Below are 26,790 nucleotides of genomic sequence, written 5' to 3' on the forward strand. Positions count from 1 at the left end.
GTATTAGTATTGAGTAGTGAGTAGTGAGTATTGAGACTTTGGTGGGTCAAGCCTTCGGCTTATGTCATATAGGTGAGTTTGCTTTATCTTTTAGTATTGAGATATTAGTATTTAGTATTGAGACTTTAGTGAGCTCAAGCCTTCGGCTTACGACCTTAGATTGAGGATTGAAGTTGTTATGCCTGCAGAACCTGCCGGACAGGTAGGGCCTCATTATTCGTCCTCGTCCAGAAATTTAGCGTCGATCTGTTTATTTGCTTTTGCTCCCAATCGTTTCAGCTTCTCCACTTTTCCGATAACATTTCCGGCACCAGTGGACAGCTTTTTGGTCGCATCCTCATGGCTTTTCAGCGCGCGTTCCAGCTGATTTTGAACCTGCTCCATATCCGTCAGGAAGCTCACAAATTTATCGTACAAACTGCCTGCTTCTTTGGCGATTTCAATCACATTGCGTGTCTGGCGCTCTTGTTTCCAGATACTGGCGATCGTACGCAATGTCGCTAGCAGCGTGGATGGGCTGACGATAACGACCTTGCGGTCCCAGGCATCGCTGAATAAATCTGGTTTTTCTGCGACAGACATACTCAATGCAGATTCGATCGGCATAAACAACAAGACAAATTCGGGCGACTCTATCCCATACAACTCATGATAGTTTTTGGCGGAAAGTTCCTTCACGTGATTTTCGACGGACTGTACATGTTGTTTCGCGAAAATTGCACGGTCTTCATCAGTCTCCGCATTTACCCAACGCTCATAAGCGATCAAGGAGACTTTAGAATCCACAATAAGATGTTTATCTTCCGGGAGATCAATAATTGCATCGGGCTGCATTCTCCGCCCTTCGGCATCCATCAGGGAAACCTGTAGCCTAAATTCACGGTCTTTCATCAGTCCCGAACGTTCCAGGACCCTTTCTAAAATCACTTCCCCCCAATTACCCTGCTTTTTGGTATCTCCTTTTAAGGCCTTGGTTAAACTATTGGCTTCATCTTTAATCTTGAGACTCTGTTCGACCAATTGCAATACAACGCCCTTCAAGGAATTGCGCTCAGCCGCTTCCTGATTATAATTTTTATCTACCTTCTCTTCAAACAGCTTGATTTTTTCCTTTAAGGGATCCAGGATCAGACCGAGTGAACGATGATTTGTTTCGGTAAATTTCTGGGTCTTCTCTTCCAATATTTTATTGGCGATCACTTGAAATTCATTGTTAAACTGTCTTTTTATTTCAGCGATTTCATTCTTTTGTTCCTGGAATTTATCCAATTGGGCCTCATAGAAGGAACGTGTACTTTCCAACGAGCGCTCAGCGACCAATACACTCTCGCGCTCTTTATCCAATTCGTTCCTTAGCATTAAACGTTCTTCGAGCAGACTTTGCTCCCGTTGCTGTGAACGCGCCAGTTCTATTTTCAATGTTTCCATCTCCTTATTCGGACCGATATCCAAACCAGGCGCGGTATTTTTTTTTAATACCAATATGATCAAAATGACTAGCAACAAGACAATGCCTGCAAAGAAAAATATTTCCATGAATTTATATTTTACGAGAATAGCAGCTTGGCTTTCGTACCGTGTAACTGCTATTGAAATTTTTGATTTACGTTAAGTTTCCGCGGAAGTATAGATGGATCGTTTCGTACGATCGTACCCCTTTTGACCGATGCATGTATGTTCTTTTCGGGAACTCTGCAATCACTCCAGTGTCACTGGCTTTTGGACAGCTCATGGATAGTTATTTCATGAGGAGTGATCCGCCATTTATTGTTGCCTATTGCAGCTTTTGATGGGTCTTCCACCATAGATCAGGCATTTCGCCAGAAACCGCAAGCTGATAATCTTCATAACGGCATGGCACCAGATAATACCTTTCATTGACTGATTTTGATCCAAAGTAAGGTACCTGTATCCACCAGCGGTCAGATTTTTTGCTTTTCACAAAAACCAATTCATGTTCTTCATTTTCGAGTGTTGTACGATAGATAATATAGGAGGATTTCGGGTACAACGGTGTATCTTGTTTACGGTTATAATAACCATCAATAAAACACCAGACCATCTGCGACACCAACATGGCTGTCTGTTCCATCGGGTCAAATGTGGGGTTCAGTTCATAGAAACCGATAGAAGTACATTTGTCGGACATACCGGCATAGCGTGCCAGCTGACAGGCTTCGTCGCCGTACAGCCCATTTGGAATTGCATTGGCATTGCCCGGCGCCTCCGAAGCACGGATGGCCCCGATGTCAAAGCTTATCATATCGGCCGCCCGGATAAGGGGTTCGGACTGATCCATCCTACCCGCGATCATGCCCACACGGGTGGCATTGAAAAACAATTTGTCGTACATATTGATGGATTCTTTACTGACAAGGTAGGTTTGGTAAGCAATGGAATTCAGGTTAAACAAATAATCGGGCTGATGTAGAATAATGTGATTGACATAAGACCTCGAATTGAGGCTGACATTTTCTGCTTCTTCCTGATTGAGATCAAAACGTGAATCCACAATAGCAAGCTCAATCTTTCGTTCCAAATTCTGGTATCCCAAGTATTGTGCATAAGTCAAATCCTGTCCGCCACCAATAATAATCGGAAGGATATTAGCTTTCACCAATTCTTCTACCACAGATTTCAGTGCGACATAGGTATCTTGAATGGTATTCCCCGCTTTTATATTGCCTAGATCTACTATATTCATCTTATAATCGCCCTGATACAGCGTATAAAGATGTTTGCGTACCGCATCGGGAGCTTTGTCGGTCCCGTTATTATTGATGGATGCCCGATCTTCCTGTACACCGACAATTGCCAACTGGGGCTTATCACTTTCCTCCCAGGCCGGAAAATCGGTCTCATAGGCCCGGATCACATTCCCTAACTGGGAGTTCAGGAAACCATGCTCAGGAGAAATACTTGTAATTGAAATCGGACTAAAAAACACGGACAATGACGACATAAGCTATAGTTTGTTTAAGACACCTCATTTTTTGGGATGCAACTCACACAAATATCCATTTATTAACTAACTTTTGAAAACATTATTTTTAACAGTATCTTTATCAAGTGATATTAATAACTGGAGGAACAGGTTTTTTAGGGTCTACGCTAATCAAACAATTGATAGACCGCGGAATTGACGTCATTGCCATCAAAAGAGCTCAATCGACTATTCCGGCAGCCCTGCTGTCCTCATCATTGATTCAATGGATTGATGCAGATATCAACAATTATTTTGAGCTCGAAGATGCGCTGGAAGGAGTGACAAAAGTATATCATTGCGCGGCGCTGGTTTCCTATCAGAAGAAAGACACCAAATCACTTTTTAAAGTCAATGTAGAAGGGACAGCTCATATTGTCAATCTATGTTTAGAAAAGGGCATTCGCCTGCTTCATGTCAGTTCAATCGCGGCTTTGGGCACAAATAAGGACAATCTGCCAGTTTCGGAGAAAGACCATTGGGAACACACTTCGACGACCTCTAATTATTCGCTTTCCAAATATCAGGCAGAAATGGAAGTTTGGCGCGGTATTACCGAGGGGCTGGATGCTGTTATTGTTAATCCATCTGTCATATTGGGCGCAGCGGCCAAAGATAAGGGATCGGGAGCATTGTTCTCAATGATCAATAAAGGATTGAAGTTTTATCCAAAGGGGAGTGTTGGGATAGTTGACGTAGAGGATGTCGCAACAATCATGATCCAATTAATGGAAAAAAGCGATATTACTGCTGAACGTTATATCATCAATCACCTCAACATCCTCAATAAAGATTTGCTCAGTGTAGCCAGTGTCCTAATGAACAAGCCTGAGCCCACGATTGAAGTTTCCGAAACACTTCTTCAGATCGCGTCCACTGTCTCTGGTATGTTATCTGTCTTCAAGAAATCGGGTTCTTCGCTGACCAAAGAAACGGCCGCGGCATCAAGTGCTAAATTACAATACTCCAATGCGAAGGTCCAGTCACTCCTGAACCACAACTATCGCCCATTGGAACAAACATTAAAAGAAATTGCAAATTTGTACAACAAACAGTAAAACAACATAAATAGTAAACAACCAAACCCTGAACCCATCATGAGTGTATCAAATTATCTGATAAAAAAAATATAGCCTGCATGTTTATGATTGATTCATTTGCTAAACAGTATTCCAGTGAAACAATCACAAACCTCCATTGCTTTATTAAGAAATGATTGGTTGTCCATGATAGCTTCATCGTCATTAAAAACAAGTTACGATAAAACCGTCATGAGTTTAACCAAGTCACAACTCAATAGTGATACGTACCGCACATGATAGCTTCATCACCATTAAAAAACAAGTTATTAAGATGAAAAATTATTACATCATTGATTTTGATAGTACATTTACGCAAGTAGAAGCGCTCGATGAGCTCGCCCGGATCTCACTTGAAGATCATCCTGACCGCGAAGCGATCTATCAAGAAATCGAACGATATACCAATCTTGCCATGGAAGGCAAACTTTCCTTCCGCGAAGCACTCGCCGGCCGGGTAAAATTATTGAATGCCAACAGAAGCCACTTGGACAAACTCGTATCTCACCTCAAGAAAAAGGTATCAACATCCTTCTCACGCAACCGGGAGTTTTTCAGAAAACATTCTGATACGGCTTGGATCGTTTCCGGAGGTTTTAAGGAGTTTATCACCCCCGTTGTGACGCCCTATCATATCAAAACCGAGAATATCTATGCAAATACGTTCAGATTTGATGCGGAGGATAATATTATCGGGTTTGACGAAGAAAATCCTTTGTCCAACGAAGGTGGAAAAGTACAATTACTTAAACAACTCAATATCGAGGGACGGCTTTTTGGCATTGGCGATGGTTATTCGGATTTCCAGCTAAAAGAGTCCGGATTGATTGAAAAATTCTTTGCCTTTACAGAGAATATTCAGCGCAAAAGTGTCACTGAAAAAGCAGACTTCATTACACCCAGCTTTGATGAATTCTTGTACGTGAATGATTTACCACGTGCGATCTCTTACCCTAAAAATCGGATTCTGTGCCTCATTGTCGGCGACGTTCCTGAGATTGCAGCCCATATTTTAAAAAGAGATGGTTTCTCGGTCCGCACAAAAGAGACCTTCGAAGAAAAATATGTGAAGGATGTTGGGATGCTTTTGTTGGGCAACAATATCGACATTACCGATGAACAGCTGCAACAGGCAGATAAGCTAAAAACGATCGGTTATCTGGGCGATATCAAGGGGCATATCAATAAGGATATCTGTAATGCCAAAGGAATTGTCGTCTTTGATGATAAAAAAAGCAAGAAGAAAAATTCGGAATTTATCCCACGTCGCATGGCCGAATTTATCAACAACGGCGATACGTATTTAAGCCGTAATTTCCCGAATTTGGTCTTACCAAAAGTAAAACAGGTGACGAGATTGCTCCATATCCATAAAAACGTTCCGGGTATTATGGCCCAAATCAATAATGTATATGCACAGAATGATATCAATATCGTTGCACAGTTCCTGATGACCAAAAGTGATATCGGTTACGCTGTTACTGATATACAAGGTGAGTATGATAAAGATCTATTGAAGCAATTGAAACAGATTGAAAATACGATCAAGTTTAGAATATTGTATTAGATCAATTGGTTCGGGATATCTACGCCATGCTGTGACTCAATTTAATAAGACAATAAAGGAGCAAGGATGACGGACAGTTCGCTGAACAATCAGGCGTCTTTTATCTTTGCTCCATATACAGAGCAGCTATTTACTCGTAGATGAAGAAACTATAAAAATAGAATATGCCTTTTTGGAGGGCATACAGAATAACTATGAGAAAATAGTCGTCTCGCCGGATGAAATCATTCTGCCACAAAACAAGGGAATCAAACATGTTCACGCGTGGCTATTAATTAGATTTTTATACGACCCGTAATATTATAACATCATAACTTTAAATCATGTCGCTACACCAAGATGCAGAATTAAAGAAAGCAGTCCTTGAGTTACCACAAAAGGAAAAAGACAAGTTACTTGTCCGCCTGATCAGCAAAGACAAAATGCTGATGAAACAATTGCACTTTCAATTGCTGGAAAATGAATATGATCTGGAGGAACGTATTGATAAATTGCGGAAGCAACTAGCTCAATTGTTTGACATCGGAACAAATCAGATTGCCAACACACCACATCACAGCAATTTTATTGCATTGAATAAGCTAGTCAAACAGGCCAGCGGTCTGGTGAACGAACACGAGAAAGTCACCAAAGACAAAACCAGTGAAGCTGAATTTCGTTTTTATATCCTACAACGGGTCATAGGCGACTATGAGCGACTATTCGATTCATCTTATCAATCGGCAGCCCATAAATTGCATAAATATATCACGGGCCGTATTAAACATGCTATCGGTAAATACGATAAACTTCATGAGGATTTTCAGTTCGATTATCGGGAAGATTTTCAAAACGCCCTACATGCTTTTGGCAATACAACATTAAAAAGCTATATTAGTGAGCAGCGAATTGAGCTCGACCTAAATTAGTCATGAGAAACAGCAAAAACCGTATTAAAATTGGATCCTATCGTATCACTGCCTACGAGCAGTATAAATTAATCTATCTGGCGATCCTTTTGATCTTATTGGTCTTTGCCTATACATTTCACTTAGTAAAATAGCTCATTGAGGAACCTCCACTGCTAATCTTTAGGGATTGGCGGCACACCCCATCTTTTCCTGGCAACGTTTTCGCCACAATCATGGCATACTGCCTTTTTGCCTCCGCATGAAAAGTTCACTTCCGGACAAGTTTTTACCAAAAAATTTAGCACAACATACCACATACTTAAGAGGATTTAATTAAATTCGCAATTATTCGAAATTTTTGCTCGTGGGAATTCAAGAAATACTAGAAAAATACAGTCAAAGCGAATCAGTCCAATCGCTTACAAAGGCTATGCAGTCCAAAAATCCAAAGATTCAGCTGAAAGGTCTTATCGGTTCTTCGGATGCATTTATTGCCGTTTCCTCCTACAAATTGCAGGAGCGTCCAATGGTCTTTATTTTACCGACGCACGAAGATGCCTCCTACTTTTTAAGTGACCTGGAGAGCCTCCTGGACAAGCAGGTACTTTTTTTCCCTTCTTCTTACCGAAAATCTTTTGATTTCACACAGACGGATTCGGCAAATGTATTACAGCGTGCAGAAACATTAAGTTCGCTCAATCATACGTCGGAATTGCCAAAGATGGTGGTGACCTACCCCGAAGCGATTGCTGAGAAGGTAATCAATCGTACCGATCTGGAGAAAAACACACTGGAGATAACAGAAAACACAGCGCTAAGTATCGATTTTATCAACGAGTTTTTGATCGAGTACGATTTCGAACGTGTAGATTTTGTCTATGAACCGGGGCAATTTGCCATACGAGGTGGTATCGTAGATATTTTTTCTTTCTCGAACGACCTTCCCTACCGCATCGAATTCTTTGGTGATGATATCGAAAGCATTCGGACATTTGACATTGAATCTCAGCTTTCGGTCAATAAAATCCATAAGGTTACCATCGTTCCAAATGTTCAGGCCAAGTTTCTGACCTCGCAGCATATTTCTTTACTGGAATATATCGATCAGGGGGCTGCCATCTGGATCAAAGACGCCCAGTTTACACTTGATATTGTCAAGGATGGGTTGAAAAAAGCAAAACAACTCTGGGCCAGTCTGACTGATAAACAGAAAAAAGATAATCCGGAATGGCATAATCCCGAATATGAATTTACCGATGAGAAAAACCTCAATGCCTTATTTTTTGATTTCCCGATCATAGAATTTGGAAAACAGTTTTTCTATAAGGGGGAGTTCACGCTCAAGTTTGACATTCATCCACAACCTTCTTTTAATAAAGACTTTAATCTGCTGATCCATAACTTTAAGGAAAATGAAAGCCATCGAATCCAGAATCTGATCTTTTCGGATTCAACGAAACAGGTTGAACGGATCTATACGATACTGGAGGATCTTGACAAAGCGGCTACGTTTATCCCTATTCATAAAGCATTGCGTGAAGGCTTTAGGGATGACAGCCTGAAATTAGCCTGTTATACGGATCATCAGATATTTGACAGATACTACAAATACAAACGGAAAAAAGCTTACGAACGTTCGCAGGCAATTACACTGAAAGATTTACGTGATCTCAAACCTGGAGATTTTATTACACATATTGATCATGGTGTGGGCCGATATGGCGGTCTGGAAAAGGTGGATGTCAACGGCAAATCTCAGGAGATGATCCGGCTGATTTATGCGGACAATGACCTGCTGTATGTCAATATCAACTCATTAAACCGAATTTCAAAATATTCCGGCAAGGAGGGTACAGTTCCGAAGATGAACAAGCTCGGTACGGATGCCTGGGATAAATTAAAGAAAACGACCAAGAAAAAGGTTAAGGATATTGCCCGTGACCTGATTATGCTCTATGCAAAACGGAAGGCTCAGCATGGGAATGCCTTCTCTCCGGACAGCTATTTGCAGAATGAACTGGAGGCATCGTTTATCTATGAGGATACCCCAGATCAGGAAAAGGCTACCGCAGATGTGAAAAAAGATATGGAATCGCCACATCCAATGGACCGGTTGATCTGTGGTGATGTCGGATTTGGAAAGACAGAAGTTGCCATCCGGGCAGCATTTAAAGCCGTTGCGGACAGCAAACAAGTTGCTGTGTTAGTTCCAACAACCATCTTAGCATTACAGCATCATCGTACATTTACAGAGCGCCTAAAAGGACTTCCATGCAATATTGACTACATCAACCGTTTCAAAACGACTAAACAGATCAAGGACACTTTAGCGCGTCTGGCGGAGGGAAAAATAGATATCATCATCGGTACGCATCGCCTGGTGAGTAAGGATGTCAAGTTCAAGGATCTGGGTTTGATGATTATTGATGAGGAGCAGAAATTTGGTGTTGCCGCTAAAGAGAAGTTAAAGGCTATGCGCGCCAATGTGGACTCGTTGACCTTAACAGCGACTCCGATTCCAAGGACCTTGCATTTCTCCCTGATGGGAGCGCGCGATCTAAGCATTATCTCGACACCGCCTCCTAATCGTCAACCGGTACAGACCGAGCTTCATGTCTTTAATGAATCATTGATCGGCGAAGCAGTCAGTTATGAACTCGATCGGGGTGGACAGGTTTTCTTTATTCATAACCGCGTAGCTGACCTTCCTCAATTGGGCAATTTAATCCGCAAGCTCGTACCCGGGGCACGTGTCGGTGTGGCCCACGGTCAGCTGGAAGGGGATGAATTGGAAGATGTGATGCTCAAATTCATCAACCATGACTTTGACGTATTGATTGCGACGACGATTATTGAAGCGGGTCTGGATATTCCGAATGCCAATACGATTATCATCAATCACGCCCATATGTTCGGTTTGAGTGACCTTCACCAGATGCGGGGCCGTGTAGGCCGTTCGAATAAAAAAGCATTCTGTTACCTATTGAGCCCACCGTTATCGACATTGACACCGGAGGCATACAAACGACTTTCGGCGATAGAGGAATTTTCGGAATTAGGTTCGGGTTTTAATGTTGCCATGCGGGATCTGGATATCCGAGGTTCAGGAAATTTATTGGGTGGTGAGCAATCGGGCTTTATCGCTGAAATCGGGTTTGAGATGTACCACAAAATCTTGGACGAAGCCATTCAGGAGCTCAAAGATGATGAATTCTCGGAGGTATTTGCAGATGAGCAAGAGCGCAAATATGTTAATTTTACGCAAATAGATACAGATCTTGAAGTATTAATCCCTGATGAGTACGTAACGAATATCACCGAACGCTATAATCTCTATACGGAGCTTTCCAAACTTGACAATGAAAAGCAGCTGGCAGCATTTGAAAAAGAACTCGAAGATCGCTTTGGCCCGATTCCGCACGAAGTATTCGAACTATTCAATACTTTACGCCTGCAATGGTTTGGAAAAACAATTGGGTTTGAAAAGATATCCTATAAAAAGCATACCCTCAAAGGTTATTTTGTGAATAATCCAAAATCAAGCTATTTTGAATCGGATCAATTTGGTCGGGTCTTGTCTTTTGTGCAGTCCCACCCTGAAATCAGCAACCTCAAAGAAGTAAAAGGGCAACTTCGTCTTGCGCTAAGCAATGTAAATACAATAAGCTACGCGCTAAACCTACTCAAACAGATGTTATCTTAACAGTCTTGGCACTCAGCTATAAATAAAATCTACTTATTATGTAGATTTTATTTATATTTGGGTATACAAGAAACCGTCCTATAGCAATCTGCGCCAAGTGCAATGAAAGGATATTGAAGGCTCTTATTGGCACTCAGGAACAGACATATATGTTATGGATCTCTTGAAGCTAAAAAAGGACACTTATCAATAAAAATTAGCATGTCATCCAATACCGAAACGATACTCGTCCATGAAGGACAACACTTCAATTCTACCGCAGCTGTAACGGCTCCGATCTTCCAGACCTCAACCTATATTGCGGACAGTGATCCCGCGGAGTACATTAAAGCAGCGACCGAACCCAAACACCCTTACTTTTATCACCGTCATGGCAATCCAACCAATAGCCAAGTTGCGGCGATAGTCGCCAAACTGGAGAAAACAGAAGATGCACTTGTCTTTGCAACGGGTATGGCTGCGATCAGTAACGCCATATTAGCCATAGTGAGATCGGGTGACCATATCGTTGCACAACTTGCTCACTACTCCGGCACGGCCATTTTCTTTAAGGAATTTCTTGCTGACTATGGCATTACAGTCACCGCGGTTGATCAAACGGATACCGCAGCCTTTGCCCGGGCTATTCAGGCAAATACCAGGCTGATCTATATCGAAACTCCTTCCAATCCCAATTTAAATATTACGGATCTTAAAGCGGTAGGCGAGTTGGCTCGGCAACAAGGTATTTTGAGTATGGTTGACAATACTTTCGCTTCACCGATCAATCAGACGCCTCGGGATTTTGGGATTGATGTCATTGTGCATAGTGCCACAAAATATCTGGGCGGCCATAGCGATCTAACAGCCGGAATTGTCTGTGGGAGTAAAGATTATATCGCAAAAGTCTGGAAACGATCCGTGGCGCTGGGTGCATCGCTGGCACCGATGGACTCCTGGCTGTTGCTCCGTGGACTGAAAACATTGAGCTTGCGTGTCAAGCAGATCAATGCGAATGCCCTACAACTGGCTGAGTTCTTGGATCAGCATCCGAAGATCAAGAGCGTAAGTTATCCGGGGCTTCCCAACCACCCCCAGCACCAGCTGGCAGCCCGTCAGATGCGCGGCTTTTCAGGAATGATCTGTATTGAAGTTGATGGACAGGAGGAAGAGCAGACCTTTAAAAATGCACAATCTTTAATTAACAACCTGAACATCTTTATCAATGCCGCCAGTCTAGGTGGTGTCGAATCACTGATTGTACACCCGGCAAGCATGTGGGGCGGGCACCATACCAAAGCGCAAAAAGAAATCTCGGGAATCACAATGGGTATGTTGCGGATCTCTGTTGGTATTGAAAATATAGCAGATTTAATTGAGGATCTAGAGCAAGCGTTGGCGAAACTTGGTTAAATTCGGAAGCCACCCGCCTTAATCCAATAAAATAAAAGAGAGCGGACAGTTGCTGTAAACTGTCCGCTCTCTTCAGCTTTTTGTATTTATTAGCTTAAAGTACACGCGTACCATTGGCAATTTTCACCTGAATGACTGAAAGTTCTTTATCAAATTTTTGTTGATATTCCTTCTCCAATCCTGGTAAAATTGATGCAACCGCACCCTCTTTAACAATATTGATCGTGCAGCCACCAAAACCACCGCCCATCATCCTGGCGCCGATCACTTGGGGAAATTGCTTGACATAATCAACCAGGTAATCCAGTTCAGGACAACTGACCTCATATACTTTGCTCAAGCCTTCATGGCTCTGGAAGATATACTGTCCTAGCTGAGCAATATCTCCTGAACGCAATGCTTCGCAAGAGTTCTCTACACGTTCATTCTCACGGACAACAAAACTTGCCTTGGCGTAGATATCAGCATCTTTATCTTTTACCAGTTCATCCAGCATGTCCACCGTTACATCACGTAGGTTTTTAACCTCCGGATATTTCTCCCGCACCCATGCCGACGCCTGCTCACATTGCTCACGGCGCTTATTGTACGCTGTAGAAGCCAAAGAGTGTTTCACGTTGGTATTCAAAAGAACCACTTCATAACCTTTAAGGTCAAGCGGCACGTATTCAAATCCCAAGGAGCGACAATCCAGCTTAATGACATTTCTTTCCTTACCAAAGGCCGAAGCAAACTGATCCATGATACCGCACATCACGCCGGCATAGGTATGCTCAGCCTTTTGTGCGATCTGCGGAATATCGATCTGCTTGACATCCAAACCGAACAGCTCACTAAGCGCTAAGGTAACCGCACATTCCACCGCAGCCGAAGAGGATAATCCGGCGCCCAATGGCACATCACCATCAATATAAAGATTAAATCCGCCCAATACAGCGCCTCTTTTCTGGTATTGGTCCACTACACCAAGGATATAGTTGGGCCAATGTTTTTCTGAAATAGCGATATCTTTTAATTTGACTTCATGGCTTTCTCCGTAGTCTTCGGCATACAATACGATATTATCGTCCGCACGCTTGCTGACAGCAACATAGATCGCCTTGTCAATAGCCGCAGGCAGGACAAATCCATCATTGTAATCCGTATGTTCACCGATGATATTGATCCGGCCCGGGGATGATACCACAATAGGATCTCCCTGATATAAGCTTTTAAATTTATTTACTACAGTTTCTTTCGTGATCATTCTTACTTAGATTTATAATGTATAGTAGCACAATTCCGCAATTGTTCGGCGGCAATTTCCGGAGTAATATCCCTTTGCGGATTTGCGAGCATCTCATAGCCTACCATAAATTTCTTGACTGTAGCCGAGCGCAATAATGGTGGGTAGAAGTGCATATGCCAATGCCACTCCGGGTGGTCTCCCTCATTGACGGGCGCCTGGTGCATACCCGCAGAATAAGGGAAAGACGTCTTGAAAAGGTTATCGTATCGTGTGGTCAGTAATTTAAGTATTGCGGCAAAGTCTTCCTTTTCTTTTTCATTAAATGCGGCAATATTCTGCACCGGTCTTTTGCTGACTATCATTGCTTCATAAGGCCAGGCTGCCCAAAAAGGCACCAAAGAAACAAAAGAATCGTTCTCATCAATAATACGTTCTTCTTTTCTTAATTCTGCATTGATATAATCAGCTAATAGGGTACGCTGATACTTGTCAAAATATCTTTTTTGCTGAACGCATTCTTTTTGAATTTCAACCGGCAAATGATTTTGAGACCAGATCTGTCCATGTGGATGCGGATTACTGCAGCCCATGATAGCGCCTTTATTTTCAAAAATCTGAATATAACGGATCCATTCTACCTTAGAGAGTTCCTCAAATTCTTTCTGCCAGAGGTCAACAACAGCTTTAATAGCGGCCTGTTCCATTTCGGGCAACGTAAGATCGTGACGTGGGGTGAATGCAATAACTTTACAGATTCCTTTTTCAGTCTCCGCAATAAATAATTCATCCTCATTAAATTCCTGTTGGCTGGTATCTTTCAATAAGGCCGAGAAGTCGTTGACGAAAACGAAGCTTTCTTTATAATCAGGATTGATATCCCCGTCTGCCCGTTTATTGGTTGGGCACAAATAGCATTGGGGATCATAGGCAGGTCGATTATCACCGGGTAAATCTTCAACTTGGCCCTGCCAAGGTCGCTTACTGCGATGTGGAGACACAAGTACTTTTTCCCCGGTAAGAATATTAACGCGTGTGTGGGGAGAGTCCCCGAAGTTTAAAGTTGATTGCATGTCATGTATAACTGGTGTACAGAATACACAATATTAGCTTTTTTAAATAAAAAGTTAAAATTAAAAAGTAAAATTATCGAAAGATGAGCCCTTTAACACGCTGTAAAAATGGATCGAAATTCCCCGTACCCTTTTTCCATTCAGTCATACCAGGGTTAATGAAGCCGAGGGCCGGAATAGCCAAAACCGCCATACCAAATCTAAGCTTTAAACTTCGGATCCTGACCTTTAATCAATTCAAAGACTGTAATTTCGGGCAGAATACCGACACGGCCGGGATAACCCAAGAATCCATATCCAACATTGACGTATAAGCGCTTGTTTTCCTGTGCGCGGTACAGTCCGGCCCACTCCTTATAGATATATTGTACCGGGCTCCATTGCAGCATTTCAGAACGAACACCAAACTGCATACCGTGTGTATGGCCTGCAAACATCACATCCACATCAGTATCTAATACTTGTGCCCGCCAATGGGAAGGATCATGGGACAAGAGCAGTTTAACAGCCTGTTCCTCCGTTCCGAGCAATGCTTTTTTGATATCGCCATGTTTTGGAAAGCGACCAGTTCCCCAGTTTTGAACGCCAACAATACAAAGTTCTTCACCGTCCACTTTGATCTTACGATTTTCATCCATTAACAGATCCCAGCCCATCACTTTATGTACATCGATCACATCTTTTAGATTTTTTCGCTTCTCCGGAGAGTCTTCTTTCCCATAATAGTAATCCCCATAATCATGGTTACCCAAGGTGGAAAATACTCCCAGATCCGACTTCACTCTTGCAAAAATATCTTGGTAATCCCGCATTTCAGATGCCTGAGCATTTACGATATCACCTGTAAAAAATGTAACATCGGGTTTTTCCTTAAGCAGCATATCTATCCCGCCGGTCACAGCAGTCTTGTTATAGAAAGATCCCGAGTGCACATCAGATATCTGTGCGATGGTCATGCCATGAAAAGCTTTAGGCAGATGAGGTAAGTATAACGGCACCCGTCTGATACGGTAATCATAGGCACCGGAAACAATACCCCAGCTCAGCGGAATAAGCGGCGAAGCGCCTATTAATATACCGGCCTTGGTCAAAAAATCCGAACGGCTGATTCCCTTTACCGGATTTTCAGGTAAGGGATCTCCAGCATCTTCAACAAGATCCTCAACAGATTCTTTCTTACTGAACAAGCGTTTGACCCATACGCCGCCGCGACGGATGTCATCGATCAATAGGATCAAAAAGAAGAACAATTTTGAAGTTGCTGTCAAAAAGAATCCAACCAAAATAACAGACCTTACAATCAGCGGAATGCTATATTTGGCTGATATAAAAACACCTAATAGCAGGAGGGCGGTATACGACCACCATAACACGGCGAATATTTTTGTTTTGGGGAATTTAATCTTCGTAGCACGAAGGGCAAAAAAGATATAAAAATCTAAAATGAGTAAAACACATGCATTTACTAACAACATCATCAATTCGTTTTAATTTTTGGCATTGACTGCCAATTGCTTTAGAGATGTGATCCACTTTGGATCGTCATTTAGACTTTCCACCAGGCAGACCTCCTCTCCACCTAAATTCTTGAATTCATTAGCATATTCCACGCCAATTTCATCAATAGTCTCAATACAGTCTGCCACAAAAGCCGGGCTGAAGACCAATAATTTCTTATAACCTTTACTAGCGAGGTCATGCAACAGATCGGAAGTATAAGGCTGTATCCATGGTTCTTTGCCTAATCGGGACTGGAAACAAAGGGAATATTGTTCCTTCCGCAAGCCCAATTTTTCAACGATGGTCCGCGTAGTTGCATAACACTGAGAAACATAACAATATGTGTTGACATTTGTTTTGCAGGAATCACAACCTGATTCAGGACATTTTAGCTGACCTGTAGGATCTACTTTGCCTAGTTGTCTGACGGGAAGTCCATGGTAGCTAAAAACAAAGTGGTCGAAATGTGTAAGATCATGTTTTCGGGCATGGTCAGCAAACGTCTCGGCCATTAATTCATCCGTGCAGAAATTGCTTACAAAACTAATTTCGGGCAAATAATTCCATTTGCGGATCAGCTCCATAACACGGTCTATTACGGAACCCGATGTTGCTGATGCATATTGTGGGAATAATGGAATAACGCGAACGGATTCGAGCAGCATCCCCTCCATCTTGCTCAGTGCAGCTTCTATGGATGGATTTTGGTAACGCATGGCCAGTTCGACATGGTACTCCTCCCCCAGAGACTCCTGCAGCAAGTCGCGTTGCAGTATACTATAATACATCAAAGGAGATCCGGTTTCCTTATCCCAGATTGTTTCGTAGATTTTTGCTGATTTGGGTGCACGGGTACGGGCAATAATTCCTTTCACCAATAATGTCCGTTGGAAATAAGGAATATCTATGACACGTGGATCCATTAAGAATTCGGTCAAATATTTTTTTACGTCTGGAGTAGTTGGACTATCGGGTGTACCTAATTGTACTAAAAGAATACCTTTTTTGGCTTTATTGCTCATAGCCTACAAAAATAAACAAAAAAGCACGTACTGCGGATTCACTCGCAATAATATGAAATATCTATGACGGGTACATTAGGCTATAGTGCTTCCAGAGCGGCTTTCACATCTTTCATTAACCACATTGGTGTCGAGGTTGCCCCACATATACCAACGCGGTCGCCCACGGCAAAAACGGAGACTTCCAGTTCAGCGGGATCAGAAATAAAATAACTTTCGGAATTAGCTTTTTGACAGACTTCAAACAAAACTTTTCCATTGGAAGATTTCTTCCCGGACACAAAAACGATTTTGTCATATTGCCTTGCAAATGCGCCAAGATCTTCATACCTGTTAGAAACTTGTCTACAGATGGTATCATTTGCCTTGACTTCATACCCCCTTCTGATCAACTCCTCTTTGATGGCGTAGAATTTATCCACGCTTTTTGTAGTCTGACTATAGAGGGTAAATGAACTTGGTAAGTCCGCGTCATCCAATTCGGCAATATCCTGAAAAACGAGCGCTTCATTATTTGTCTGACCTTGTAAACCGATGACCTCCGCATGACCATGCTTTCCGAAGATCAGAATCTTTTCATCCTGGTCAAAGGAGGTCTTGATTCGATTCTGTAACTTAAGCACGACCGGACAAGAGGCATCAATTAAAGTGATATTGTTTTCCAAAGCGGTACGATAGGTCTCCGGAGCTTCGCCATGTGCACGGATCAGCACCTTTTCGTTTCGCAAAGTAGGAAGAACAGCATGATCAATAATACGCAATCCTTTGGCTTTCAATCGGGCGACTTCCTCGTCATTATGCACAATATCACCTAAACAATAGAGGTAACCATCCTCTTCCAAAATCTCCTCCGCCATATCGATGGCGTATACCACTCCAAAGCAAAAGCCTGAATCCTTATCGATGTCTACTGTTAGATTTAATGCCATAACATTACAAAGTTACATATTCATATCGAATATATTGATGGTATAGATTTGTTAACAGCTGATTTTTTATTTCCGTATATTGTCAATTACCTATGATCTTATTACATTTTGTACGATAAAAAGATTGCGGTGAAAGAGTGAAAGCCAAACTTTTGGTTTCAGCAACCACGAAACGGCAGCTTGTTTCACGGCACTGAGCACTTTAAATTAACCCACCATGACGAATAAATTGTTTTTATATAAGCCTAATTATATTGCATATAAAAAGCAATTTATCTAAGTTTGCAAAAAAATAAAATAATGGCAACTAACAGAACTTTTACGATGATTAAACCTGACGCAGTAGCGAACGGTCACATCGGTGCAATCTTAAACGATATTATTGCTGGTGGTTTCAAAATCATTGCAATGAAATACATTCAGTTATCAAAAGAAACTGCTGGTGCATTTTACGCAGTGCACAAAGAACGTCCTTTCTACGGTGAATTGGTAGAGTTTATGACTTCAGGTCCTATCGTTGCTGCAATCTTAGAGAAAGACAACGCAGTTGAAGATTTCCGTACATTAATCGGTGCTACGAATCCTGCTGATGCAGCTGAAGGTACAATCCGCAATAAATATGCTAAATCTATCGATGCTAACGCTATCCACGGATCTGATTCTGATGAGAATGCGGCTATCGAAGGTAACTTCTTTTTCTCTCAATTTGAAAGATTTTAATCATTGACAATGCTATAAAAAAAGCGTTGTACTGTTGTACAACGCTTTTTTTATGGATCAGCGTTTTCTTATCTCCACATAAATCCACCAATCCTGAAAAAGCGGAGGAATTTATTGATCGCTGTTAGCGCGGGTTTCTTAATCTTCCATTTTAAACCGCTTAAACCCGTTGGTGGGGCGTCAAAATCTTGTACTGTAGCATTACCCGTTCTCATATGAGTAGGCGGCTGCATTTTACGTTTCTCAACAACCAAAATGCTATCGTAATAATGCAAAGAGTTGACCGAACGTGTAAACTCATTGACCTTTAGCCCCCGTTGTTCTGAATGATAGGCATTGATATAATCAATAAAATTCTTACTGTATTCGATAAATGTGCCATTTCGCTTATGTCCACCACCATAAAAAACTTGGTAAGAGGTATGCAGGTCTTCACATAGATAGACACCATTTTCTTTTACATGTCCAAATAGTTCTTCAAATGTAATAATCTGTTGCAACATAGTATGCCCGCCATCATCTATCAGGATATCTATCGGAGGGATTGACTCTTTCACTTTGCGCAGGAACTTACGATCTGACTGAGATCCGATAAATATCTCGATGTTCTCCTCTTCCAGTGCTTTGCAGTTGGGGTTGATATCTACCCCATAGATTTTTGCTTTGTCGCCAAAATATTTCTTCCACATCTGGAGGCTCCCGCCCTGAAAGACTCCTATTTCCAGCACGACAATCTCCTTACCTTTGAATTGGCGGAAATGACGATCGTATACGTCGAAATAATGCATCCATTTGTTGATCAGCTTATCATTATTATTCCGGAAATATTCCTCTAGCTCGTTCATATTAGACACTTAATAAATGGTGTAGAAAATTTGTGTCGAAACTAGCTAAATATAATCGAAAAGTCAAGTTTTTTTTTGATGGAAAAACGTACGGGATAACTTCGTATGAGCCATATTTTCAGCGCGGTTTATCCAGGGAGATCAGTGACAGCAAATGACAGATTACTTGCTTGAAGAAAATAAACGAGAAGCTGTCAAAAAGGAAAAGCACCACAGGATTGCAAACCTGAATGAGGCTCCGAGGTGCTTAGGAGAAAAAGTTACGATAAAAAACTAGAAATTTCTTTTTCCTAAATATTCATCTTCTTTCGCCGTCATCTTGGTTTTATCCGCAGGCTTTTTGTCCGGATATCCACAAAGATGCATAACACCGTGTATAATGACACGATGTAATTCATCGCGTTCGGCAACGTTAAATTTTTGCGCATTCTCCTGAATACGTTCCACACTGATGAAAATATCACCAGCAATGGTATCCTCGTCTTCTGATGAATCAAAAGTCACAATATCCGTGTAGGTATCGTGATTCAGGTATTCTTTATTGATCTCCAACAGGTATGCATCCGAGCAAAGGATAAAGCTCAATTCGCCGACACGCTTAAACCCTTCACCTTTAATCGCATCAGCGATCCATTGGCGAATCTTACCTTTTTCTTTTAGTTTGAAATCTATGTCCTCTGTAAAAAATAATATGCTTTTCATCTGTAAATAAGTATTAATTGAGCACACGGGGCGCAGTTTTCATTCCATCAGCTATTTTCATTCCATCAGCTAGAGGAATCTTATAATCTTCAAATCGACATTTTCCCATCCAAAAAGCTGTTATTTATCAGGAAAGAGGTCATGCTATGAATTCTCATTTAAAAGCTGCGACTATCCATGTAGCTTTGTAAAATAATCGTCGCTGATACCGTGTCGATCAGGCCTTTCTGTTGACGGTCCTTTTTCTTTTTGCCACTTTGAGCAATGGCTGCTGAAGCCATTTTTGAGGTGAAGCGTTCATCAATTTCGACAACCGGTATCGTCGGATATATCTTTTTCAATTTACGCATAAACCCGACAACGTGCGAAGCTGATTCGGAGTCCGATCCATCCATTTGCCTGGGCCTGCCGACAATAAATGTTTCGATCTGTTCTGTTTGGAGGTAATCCGTTAGAAAAGTCCAAATATCCTGCGGATGTACTGTCGTCAGTGCCGTAGCAATAATTTGCATCGGATCGGTTACTGCAACCCCAATTCGTTTTGTACCGTAATCAAATGCCATTAACCTCATGGAACCATTTTTTTTTACAAAAGTACAATTTAGATATGAGTATTGAGATATGCGTATTGAGATTCATTAAAAAAGCTATAACTTTGATAGACTATTTAAAAGATAAATGAGAAAAACAGTTATTGCCAGCCTTTTTGTTGCATTTTGCCTATATGGCCATGCCCAGGGCAATTATGAGCAACAAATTTTGGCCCAGCGCGAGGAAAAAGCTTTGGAATTGGCCAAAGAACAATTTGGTCCGTTGAAGGCAGAACAAGTGGCCTCTTTGGATTACTTCCCTGTAAGCGCAAATTATAAAGTCAAAGCCCATATAGAGGTCCTATTTGATGCACCTGTATTTCGTATGCCGACCTATGACGGTACCAGCAACGAGTACAAACGTTATGCGACAGTGACATTTCAATTGAATGGGGCTGAAAGGACATTGAATATTTACCAGAGTGTGGCCTTATTTCAAAATCCTGCCTATAAAAAACATTTATTTTTACCATTTTTAGATCAGACAAATGGCCAGGAGAGCTATAGTGGCGGACGATATATCGACTTATCCACGGATGACATCAAGGGCAGTATCATTGAAATAGATTTTAATAAGGCTTACAATCCTTATTGTGCCTACAGCAACGGTTATCGTTGTCCGGTTCCCCCAGTAGAAAACAATTTAGACACAAAAATTATGGCAGGAGAAAAAGCCTTTCATAAAGCGAAGAATGAGCGTCCCGTTAACCTAAATGGTGGACAGGAATTTACAGAAGCTGATAAGAAGATTATTTTGTCAGGGGATGAAAACACGCTTCTTCGTGTATTGCAAACTACCGACGAAAAAGATTTAAAGGTATTGAAAGCAACAAGCAACGATGTTAAATACAACGACCCACTGTTAGAAACGCTTTCAAAGCGAATGTTTGCGACCGTTCGGGATCCAAATCACCCAGGTGTGGGAATAGCTGCTCCCCAAATTGGCATCAACAAAAATCTCATCTGGGTACAGCGGTTTGACAAGCCGGAACAACCTTTCGAGTTTTATGTAAACCCCAAAATCCTGTGGCGTTCGAAGCTAAAACGGAGGGGAGCCGAGGGCTGCCTCTCCATCCCCAACCGCAAAGAAGATGTGTTGCGGAGCTATGCAATCCGTCTACAATACATCAATAAGGAAGGAAAAGTGATTGAAGAGAACATTGAAGGCTTTACCGCAGTAATCTTCCAGCATGAAACGGATCACCTCTTCGGAATATTATTTCCTGATCGTCTGGAGGAACAACAAAAAGAAAACTATGTGCCACTGAATGATAAAATTGATTTTTCTATTTTACCAAAAAGCTTAACACCGTAGATTTCAGATTTACTGGAAATTCTTAAAGGGCATGACTGGATATCAATCAACCATCATGCGTCATTAAAAAGCCCCCATGAATTGCATCGTGGGGGCTCAATATCATGGAATCTACTTGAATTTAGATCAATCCTTTTTCTGCTAATAGTTCGGCAACTTGAACGGCATTCGTCGCTGCACCTTTACGCAAGTTGTCTGCGACTACCCACATATTTAACGTATTCGGTTGCGAGTCATCACGGCGGATACGTCCTACAAAAACCTCATCTCTACCATGTGCATCTTTTGGCATCGGGTATTGAAGATTAGCAGGATCATCAACAACGATACAACCACTTTGAGCAGCTAATGCAGCACGTACATCATTTAGATCAAAGTCATTTTCGAATTCGATATTCAATGACTCGGAGTGCCCGCCCATCACTGGAATACGTACAGTTGTTGCTGTTACCTTGATTGAATCGTCACGCATGATTTTGTTTGTTTCCAAAATCATTTTCATTTCCTCTTTTGTGTAGCCATTTTCCTGGAATACATCGATATGCGGAATAACATTCAAATCAATCTGATAAGGATAAGCTTTCTCGCCTTCTTTACCGGCACGCTCGTCCATCAACTGATTAACGGCTTTTACACCAGTCCCGGTTACGGACTGATAAGTCGAAACTACGACACGTTTAATTTTATATTTATCGTGTAATGGTTTTAACGCCACTACCATCTGGATAGTTGAACAATTCGGGTTTGCAATGATTTTATCATCAGCAGATAATACATCGCCATTTACTTCCGGAACGACCAATTTCTTCGTCGGATCCATACGCCATGCGGAAGAATTATCAATGACTGTAATTCCGGCTTCTGCAAATTTCGGTGCAAATTCTTTGGACGTATCGCCTCCCGCGGAGAACAATGCAACATCAGGTTTCAAAGCAATAGCCTCAGATGGTGTAACCACCTTATACTTCTTTCCCTTGAATTCAATTTCCTTACCCTTGCTGCGCTCTGAAGCTACCGGAATCAATTCTGTTACTGGGAAATTTCGCGCCGCCAACACGGTTAGCATCTCAGTACCTACAAGGCCTGTTGCGCCGACTACTGCCACTTTCATTTTTGTCTGTGTTTAAATTGTATATAAAATTTGTTATTTGATTTGTTTTTAGTTGATTCTTGAAGAATGAATTCTTCAAATTTAAAAAATATTCCGTAATTACGCTATTAAAATAATAAATTATCCCCCATTCTGCTAAAAAAGTCACAACGGTTTTGTTTTTTCCACCTTGATCAAAAAAATATTGAGCACAAACCGCCGTATTTGACCTAAAAAAATTGAAGTAGCGACAATTCAAAAAAAATAAAAATTTTCGCTGCTCGTTCAAAAAAAAAGAACAAACGATTGAAACGGTTTAAAATCTCATAAAAACTGCGCCAAGAGTCTATAAATTAACATTTTTAGGAGACTGTCCTTTGCATCAAACAGTTGCTAGCTAATGAAAAGCCGTTATATTTGCATCATGAAAGAAAGCATTATTATCATTGGTGCAAACGGCCAAATCGGTACTGAATTGGCAATCGCTCTGCGTAAAAAATTTGGTGCAGAAAATGTTGTCACCACAGACATCAGAGAACCACAGACAAAAAGCCCCGACGAGAATTTTGAAATTGCAAATGTGCTTGACAAAAATGGTCTGGACATATTGTTTCAAAAATATAAACCTACTCAAGTATATTTATTGGCAGCCATGCTTTCAGCAACAGGAGAGAAATATCCTGAAAAAGCCTGGGAGCTTAATATGAATGGATTGCTCAACGTACTTGACCTAGCTGTTACATATAAAGTTTCAAGGATATTCTGGCCAAGTTCCATTGCTGTCTTCGGCCCGCACTCACCAAAGGATAATACAGCCCAATACTGTGTTATGGATCCGAATACAATCTATGGCATCAGTAAGCTTGCAGGTGAACGTCTTATCGAATGGTATCAGGAGCACCGCGGATTGGATATCCGTAGCGTAAGGTATCCCGGTATTATTTCCTGGAAGACCGAACCGGGAGGCGGAACAACAGATTATGCTGTTGATATCTTCTATGAGGCACTGAAAACAGGTACATACGAATGTTTCCTATCCGAGAACACAGCATTACCGATGTTATATATGGAAGATGCCATCCGCGGCACACTCGAGCTAATGGACGCACCACAGGAAAGTTTGAGCATCCGTCATGCCTATAACCTTGGTGGTATTACTTTTACTCCGAAAGAACTCGCACAAGAAATTAAAAAAATTCTTCCTAATTTTGCAATCTCTTACGTAGCGAATGACCCGAGACAGCAGATTGCCGATTCATGGCCTGCAAGTCTGGATGATTCATACGCAAGCAAAGACTGGAACTGGAAGCCAGCATTTGACATCCAGAAGATGACAGTCGATATGATTGAGAATCTTAAAAACAAAATATAACAATGGGAAGAGCTTTCGAATTCAGAAAAGAGCGGAAATTCAAACGCTGGGCTAAGATGGCCGTACAATTTACACGTTTAGGTAAAGAGATCGCTATGGCGGTCAAAGAAAGCGGCCCGCACCCTGAAACCAACTCGAGACTTCGCACAGCAATACACAATGCTAAGGCTGTAAACATGCCTAAAGATCGTATAGAAGCGGCTATAAAACGCGCTTCGGAGAAAGATTCAAAAGGTTATGAAGAATATGTATATGAGGGTTATGGCCCACATGGTGTGCCGGTTTTGATCGAGACAGCAACTGACAATACCAACCGTACCGTAGGAAATATCCGTAGCTATTTTACAAAAGCTGGCGGTTCGTTGGGAAAAACAGGATCATTGGATTTTATTTTCAATCGCAAATCTATTTTCCGTTTTGCAGCTACAGACGAATTGGATCTTGAAGAACTGGAACTAGAGCTCATCGATGGTGGTTTGGAAGAATTATACGTTGAAGCTGATGAAGAAGGTAATGATGTTGCCGTAGTGCAGACTTCTTTCGAGGATTTCGGTAATATGCAAAAACTGCTGGAAGAGAAAGGTATCGAAGTAACCTCGGCTAAATTAGAACGTATTGCTTTATCGCACTCTGACATTACAGAGGAACAAGCCGCGGACGTGCTGAAGATGATCGATAAAATCGAAGAGGATGATGATGTACAGGCGGTATACCATAACATGGCTTAAACTGTGTATCTCACAAAATATCTAAAAAGAGCGCTAGTCGCTCTTTTTTTATTGAAATGCCTCCCAGCTCCGTCGGAAAAATTACTACATTTGTAATAGACTATATCAAACGCATAACAGGATGACTTTTGAAGAGTTTTTCACGAAAAAGAAAATTGATTTAAAAGCTTTAAAAGCTGCAGATGAACCCTTATTTGAAGAGTTCAAAGCACACTATTCTGCTATGGGCGAGAAAAGCTTTGATCATAGTAAGAAGTTTTGGTTCAACAAACTTCGGAAGAGCTTCCATCTAACGGAAGAAGAGGTGGTGGTTGTCAAAAAAACAATTCAGGAAGACAAAATAGAAACGACTTCCCCCACAACAGACGCCAATGCGTCAAAACCTGCAGGTTTCAAACCTCGTTTTAAAGCACCTGTCCCGTCCGAGCCCGCCAATCAAAAGGAGGAACATAAAACAGAACCATCCACAACACGTTCAGAAGCGGCTGATAGCGCCGTAACAGAAACACCGAAGGCAGCTGGGTTTAAGCCCCGCTTTAAGTCCGGCGTAACTAAAAGTGCAGAACCAACGGAAGAAACGTCCACACCTAAAGATTCGTCAGAGGCTTCGGCTCCAGAAACGCCGAAGCCCACGGGATTCAAACCACGGTTCAAGCCGGGCGTGACAAAAGTTGCTGCACCTGAACAGTCAGCAACTTTGGAAGAAAATCCAGTAACACCTTCAGAGACGACGGCCCCAGCGCAGGCTGAAACCGCCAAGCCAACTGGGTTCAAACCACGCTTCAAAGCGGGCGTAACGAAAACAGAAAGTGCGGATTCTTCGCAAAAAAAGACGATGCCAGTAGAGGACACGAAGACAACTCCAGTATCTGCAAATAGCGCTGCGACAGCGGATACCTCCTCACCTGCGGATACCTCCTCACCTGCGGAGGCCCCGAACAGTTCGGCAAGCGAAATTTCGAAGCCCGCCGGCTTTAAGCCGAGATTTAAAGCAGGGATAACCAAAACAGCAAATACCGACTCGACACAAGAAGTGGTTCCACCAACAGAAGACCTGAACATACAGCAGACCGCTGCCCCTACTCCACAGGCGACGCCAACGCTGCCGGAAAGCAACAGGGACAAACCGGCCGATGAACTGCAACAGAACAACGATATTGCGCAGGAGCAGGCAGCGGCAAACAAGCCGACAGGATTTAAACCTCGCTTCAAAGCTGGATTAACAAAAATTGATAAAAAGGAAGAATAATTTTCACTACATTTAAACTGATTTTTTTCAATTAGTTTAAAAATTCCGATTAAAACCAAAGACCAATGTTAAAGGAAGAAAGACAAGCATTTATTATACATCAGATCAATCTACATAACAAAGTTTTATCTTCAGATCTAAGTGTTCAACTGAATGTATCCGAAGATACCATCCGACGTGACCTGAACGAGCTCGCAGAAAACGGCAAAGTTTTAAAAGTCTATGGTGGAGCACTCTCCAAGTCCTTTCAATTTCCTTTTCAGGATGGAAATGTCTACGCAAAAGAAGCGAAAAAAGAGATTGCAAAAAAGGCAAGCACTCTGATCTCCAATGGCATGACAGTACTTGTTGGCGGGGGAACGACCCTTATCGAGCTAGCGCGGACAATTCCGGATCATCTTCAATGTACCTTTTTTACCATCAGTCCACTGGTCGCATTGGAACTCGCGGAGAAACCTAATCTCGAGGTGATCTTGGTCGGCGGAAAGCTTTCACGTAATACAAATATTGTATCCGGCGCTCAGGTGGCCAATGAATTAGCAGATTTAAAGGTAGACCTCTGTCTATTAGGAACCAATTCACTTTCTGTAGAAGACGGAGTTACTGACTCAGACTGGGAGGTGGTGCAGATCAAGCGCGCAATGATCAAATGTTCTAAAAAGGTTGCTATACTCAGTATTGCGGAGAAACTCAATTCCGTTCAAAAAATGAAAGTAGTACCTTTACGTGATATTTCTTATTTGATTACTGATATCAATCCGACCGATGTTTCCTTAAAAGAATTTGCGAATACAATTGCAATACTTTAATATTGCC

Annotated in this window: 23 protein-coding genes; 12 read left to right on the plus strand and 11 right to left on the minus strand. The window is 41.8% G+C overall.

What is annotated here, in order from left to right:
• Positions 1–213: 213 nt before the first annotated feature.
• Both rmuC and D7322_RS02405 read right to left on the minus strand, forming a co-directional pair.
• On the minus strand, positions 214–1,536 hold the full coding sequence (rmuC, locus tag D7322_RS02400; protein WP_108634693.1) for a DNA recombination protein RmuC: 1,323 nt from the start codon (positions 1,534–1,536) through the stop codon (positions 214–216).
• A 238-nt stretch (positions 1,537–1,774) separates the two neighbouring features.
• On the minus strand, positions 1,775–2,962 hold the full coding sequence (locus D7322_RS02405; protein WP_121120943.1) for a formimidoylglutamase: 1,188 nt from the start codon (positions 2,960–2,962) through the stop codon (positions 1,775–1,777).
• 107 nt (positions 2,963–3,069) lie between these two features.
• Here D7322_RS02405 and D7322_RS02410 point away from each other — a divergent pair, with 107 nt between their 5' ends.
• The 6 genes from D7322_RS02410 (at position 3,070) to D7322_RS02430 (ending at position 11,614) form a co-directional block, all read left to right on the plus strand.
• Positions 3,070–4,041 (plus strand): NAD-dependent epimerase/dehydratase family protein, encoded by a 972-nt coding sequence (locus D7322_RS02410; RefSeq protein WP_121120945.1) that lies wholly within the window; start codon positions 3,070–3,072, stop codon positions 4,039–4,041.
• A gap of 295 nt (positions 4,042–4,336) precedes the next feature.
• A complete protein-coding gene (locus D7322_RS02415; RefSeq protein ID WP_121120947.1) occupies positions 4,337–5,629 on the plus strand; it encodes an HAD-IB family phosphatase in 1,293 nt (430 codons plus the stop codon).
• 323 nt (positions 5,630–5,952) lie between these two features.
• A complete protein-coding gene (locus D7322_RS02420; protein ID WP_121120949.1) occupies positions 5,953–6,537 on the plus strand; it encodes a hypothetical protein in 585 nt (194 codons plus the stop codon).
• Between the two features lie 2 nt (positions 6,538–6,539).
• Positions 6,540–6,671, plus strand: coding sequence for a hypothetical protein (locus D7322_RS29060; protein ID WP_262707616.1), 132 nt, complete (start codon positions 6,540–6,542; stop codon positions 6,669–6,671).
• A 212-nt stretch (positions 6,672–6,883) separates the two neighbouring features.
• Entirely contained in the window at positions 6,884–10,222 is a 3,339-nt protein-coding gene (gene mfd / locus D7322_RS02425; RefSeq protein ID WP_121120951.1) for a transcription-repair coupling factor, read from the plus strand.
• 201 nt (positions 10,223–10,423) lie between these two features.
• The gene (locus D7322_RS02430; RefSeq protein ID WP_121120953.1) at positions 10,424–11,614 is read left to right on the plus strand and encodes a trans-sulfuration enzyme family protein; all 1,191 of its coding nucleotides are present in this window, start codon (positions 10,424–10,426) and stop codon (positions 11,612–11,614) included.
• A gap of 94 nt (positions 11,615–11,708) precedes the next feature.
• Here D7322_RS02430 and galK read toward each other — a convergent pair whose 3' ends face one another.
• The 5 genes from galK to D7322_RS02455 all read right to left on the minus strand — a co-directional run bounded on the left by galK (position 11,709) and on the right by D7322_RS02455 (position 17,363).
• Entirely contained in the window at positions 11,709–12,860 is a 1,152-nt protein-coding gene (galK, locus tag D7322_RS02435) for a galactokinase (RefSeq protein WP_121120954.1), read from the minus strand.
• A gap of 2 nt (positions 12,861–12,862) precedes the next feature.
• The gene (locus D7322_RS02440; RefSeq protein ID WP_121120956.1) at positions 12,863–13,912 is read right to left on the minus strand and encodes a UDP-glucose--hexose-1-phosphate uridylyltransferase; all 1,050 of its coding nucleotides are present in this window, start codon (positions 13,910–13,912) and stop codon (positions 12,863–12,865) included.
• Between the two features lie 200 nt (positions 13,913–14,112).
• Entirely contained in the window at positions 14,113–15,387 is a 1,275-nt protein-coding gene (locus tag D7322_RS02445; protein WP_121120958.1) for a metallophosphoesterase, read from the minus strand.
• Between the two features lie 12 nt (positions 15,388–15,399).
• Positions 15,400–16,434 (minus strand): ferrochelatase, encoded by a 1,035-nt coding sequence (hemH, locus tag D7322_RS02450; protein WP_121120960.1) that lies wholly within the window; start codon positions 16,432–16,434, stop codon positions 15,400–15,402.
• Positions 16,435–16,514: 80 nt separating this feature from the next.
• The gene (locus D7322_RS02455) at positions 16,515–17,363 is read right to left on the minus strand and encodes a 4-hydroxy-3-methylbut-2-enyl diphosphate reductase (RefSeq protein ID WP_121120962.1); all 849 of its coding nucleotides are present in this window, start codon (positions 17,361–17,363) and stop codon (positions 16,515–16,517) included.
• Between the two features lie 300 nt (positions 17,364–17,663).
• Here D7322_RS02455 and D7322_RS02460 point away from each other — a divergent pair, with 300 nt between their 5' ends.
• Complete coding sequence (locus D7322_RS02460; RefSeq protein WP_077437233.1) at positions 17,664–18,083, plus strand: nucleoside-diphosphate kinase; 420 nt, start codon at positions 17,664–17,666, stop codon at positions 18,081–18,083.
• A 68-nt stretch (positions 18,084–18,151) separates the two neighbouring features.
• Here D7322_RS02460 and D7322_RS02465 read toward each other — a convergent pair whose 3' ends face one another.
• The 3 genes from D7322_RS02465 to ruvX form a co-directional block, all read right to left on the minus strand.
• The gene (locus D7322_RS02465; RefSeq protein WP_121120964.1) at positions 18,152–18,928 is read right to left on the minus strand and encodes a class I SAM-dependent methyltransferase; all 777 of its coding nucleotides are present in this window, start codon (positions 18,926–18,928) and stop codon (positions 18,152–18,154) included.
• Positions 18,929–19,201: 273 nt separating this feature from the next.
• Positions 19,202–19,630: an rRNA maturation RNase YbeY gene (gene ybeY, locus D7322_RS02470; protein WP_121120966.1), complete on the minus strand. Its 429-nt coding sequence runs from the start codon at positions 19,628–19,630 to the stop codon at positions 19,202–19,204.
• Positions 19,631–19,788: 158 nt separating this feature from the next.
• Entirely contained in the window at positions 19,789–20,202 is a 414-nt protein-coding gene (gene ruvX, locus D7322_RS02475; protein WP_121120968.1) for a Holliday junction resolvase RuvX, read from the minus strand.
• A gap of 106 nt (positions 20,203–20,308) precedes the next feature.
• Between ruvX and def the strand changes: the two genes are divergently transcribed.
• The gene (def, locus tag D7322_RS02480; RefSeq protein WP_121120970.1) at positions 20,309–21,535 is read left to right on the plus strand and encodes a peptide deformylase; all 1,227 of its coding nucleotides are present in this window, start codon (positions 20,309–20,311) and stop codon (positions 21,533–21,535) included.
• Between the two features lie 121 nt (positions 21,536–21,656).
• Here the strand turns inward: def and D7322_RS02485 are convergent, their stop codons facing one another.
• The gene (locus D7322_RS02485) at positions 21,657–22,646 is read right to left on the minus strand and encodes an aspartate-semialdehyde dehydrogenase (RefSeq protein ID WP_120260404.1); all 990 of its coding nucleotides are present in this window, start codon (positions 22,644–22,646) and stop codon (positions 21,657–21,659) included.
• Positions 22,647–23,049: 403 nt separating this feature from the next.
• Here D7322_RS02485 and D7322_RS02490 point away from each other — a divergent pair, with 403 nt between their 5' ends.
• From D7322_RS02490 to D7322_RS02505, 4 genes are all read left to right on the plus strand, one after another.
• A complete protein-coding gene (locus D7322_RS02490) occupies positions 23,050–23,997 on the plus strand; it encodes an NAD-dependent epimerase/dehydratase family protein (protein WP_121121271.1) in 948 nt (315 codons plus the stop codon).
• Positions 23,998–23,999: 2 nt separating this feature from the next.
• Positions 24,000–24,725, plus strand: coding sequence for a YebC/PmpR family DNA-binding transcriptional regulator (locus D7322_RS02495; protein WP_121120973.1), 726 nt, complete (start codon positions 24,000–24,002; stop codon positions 24,723–24,725).
• Positions 24,726–24,846: 121 nt separating this feature from the next.
• The gene (locus tag D7322_RS02500; protein ID WP_121120975.1) at positions 24,847–25,974 is read left to right on the plus strand and encodes a hypothetical protein; all 1,128 of its coding nucleotides are present in this window, start codon (positions 24,847–24,849) and stop codon (positions 25,972–25,974) included.
• Positions 25,975–26,039: 65 nt separating this feature from the next.
• Positions 26,040–26,783 carry a DeoR/GlpR family DNA-binding transcription regulator gene (locus D7322_RS02505; protein ID WP_108634674.1) on the plus strand — a complete coding sequence of 248 codons (744 nt, stop codon included), beginning with the start codon at positions 26,040–26,042 and terminating at the stop codon, positions 26,781–26,783.
• Positions 26,784–26,790: the final 7 nt, after the last annotated feature.

It is taken from the genome of Sphingobacterium puteale (assembly GCF_003627955.1).
GTDB classification, from domain to species: domain Bacteria; phylum Bacteroidota; class Bacteroidia; order Sphingobacteriales; family Sphingobacteriaceae; genus Sphingobacterium; species Sphingobacterium puteale.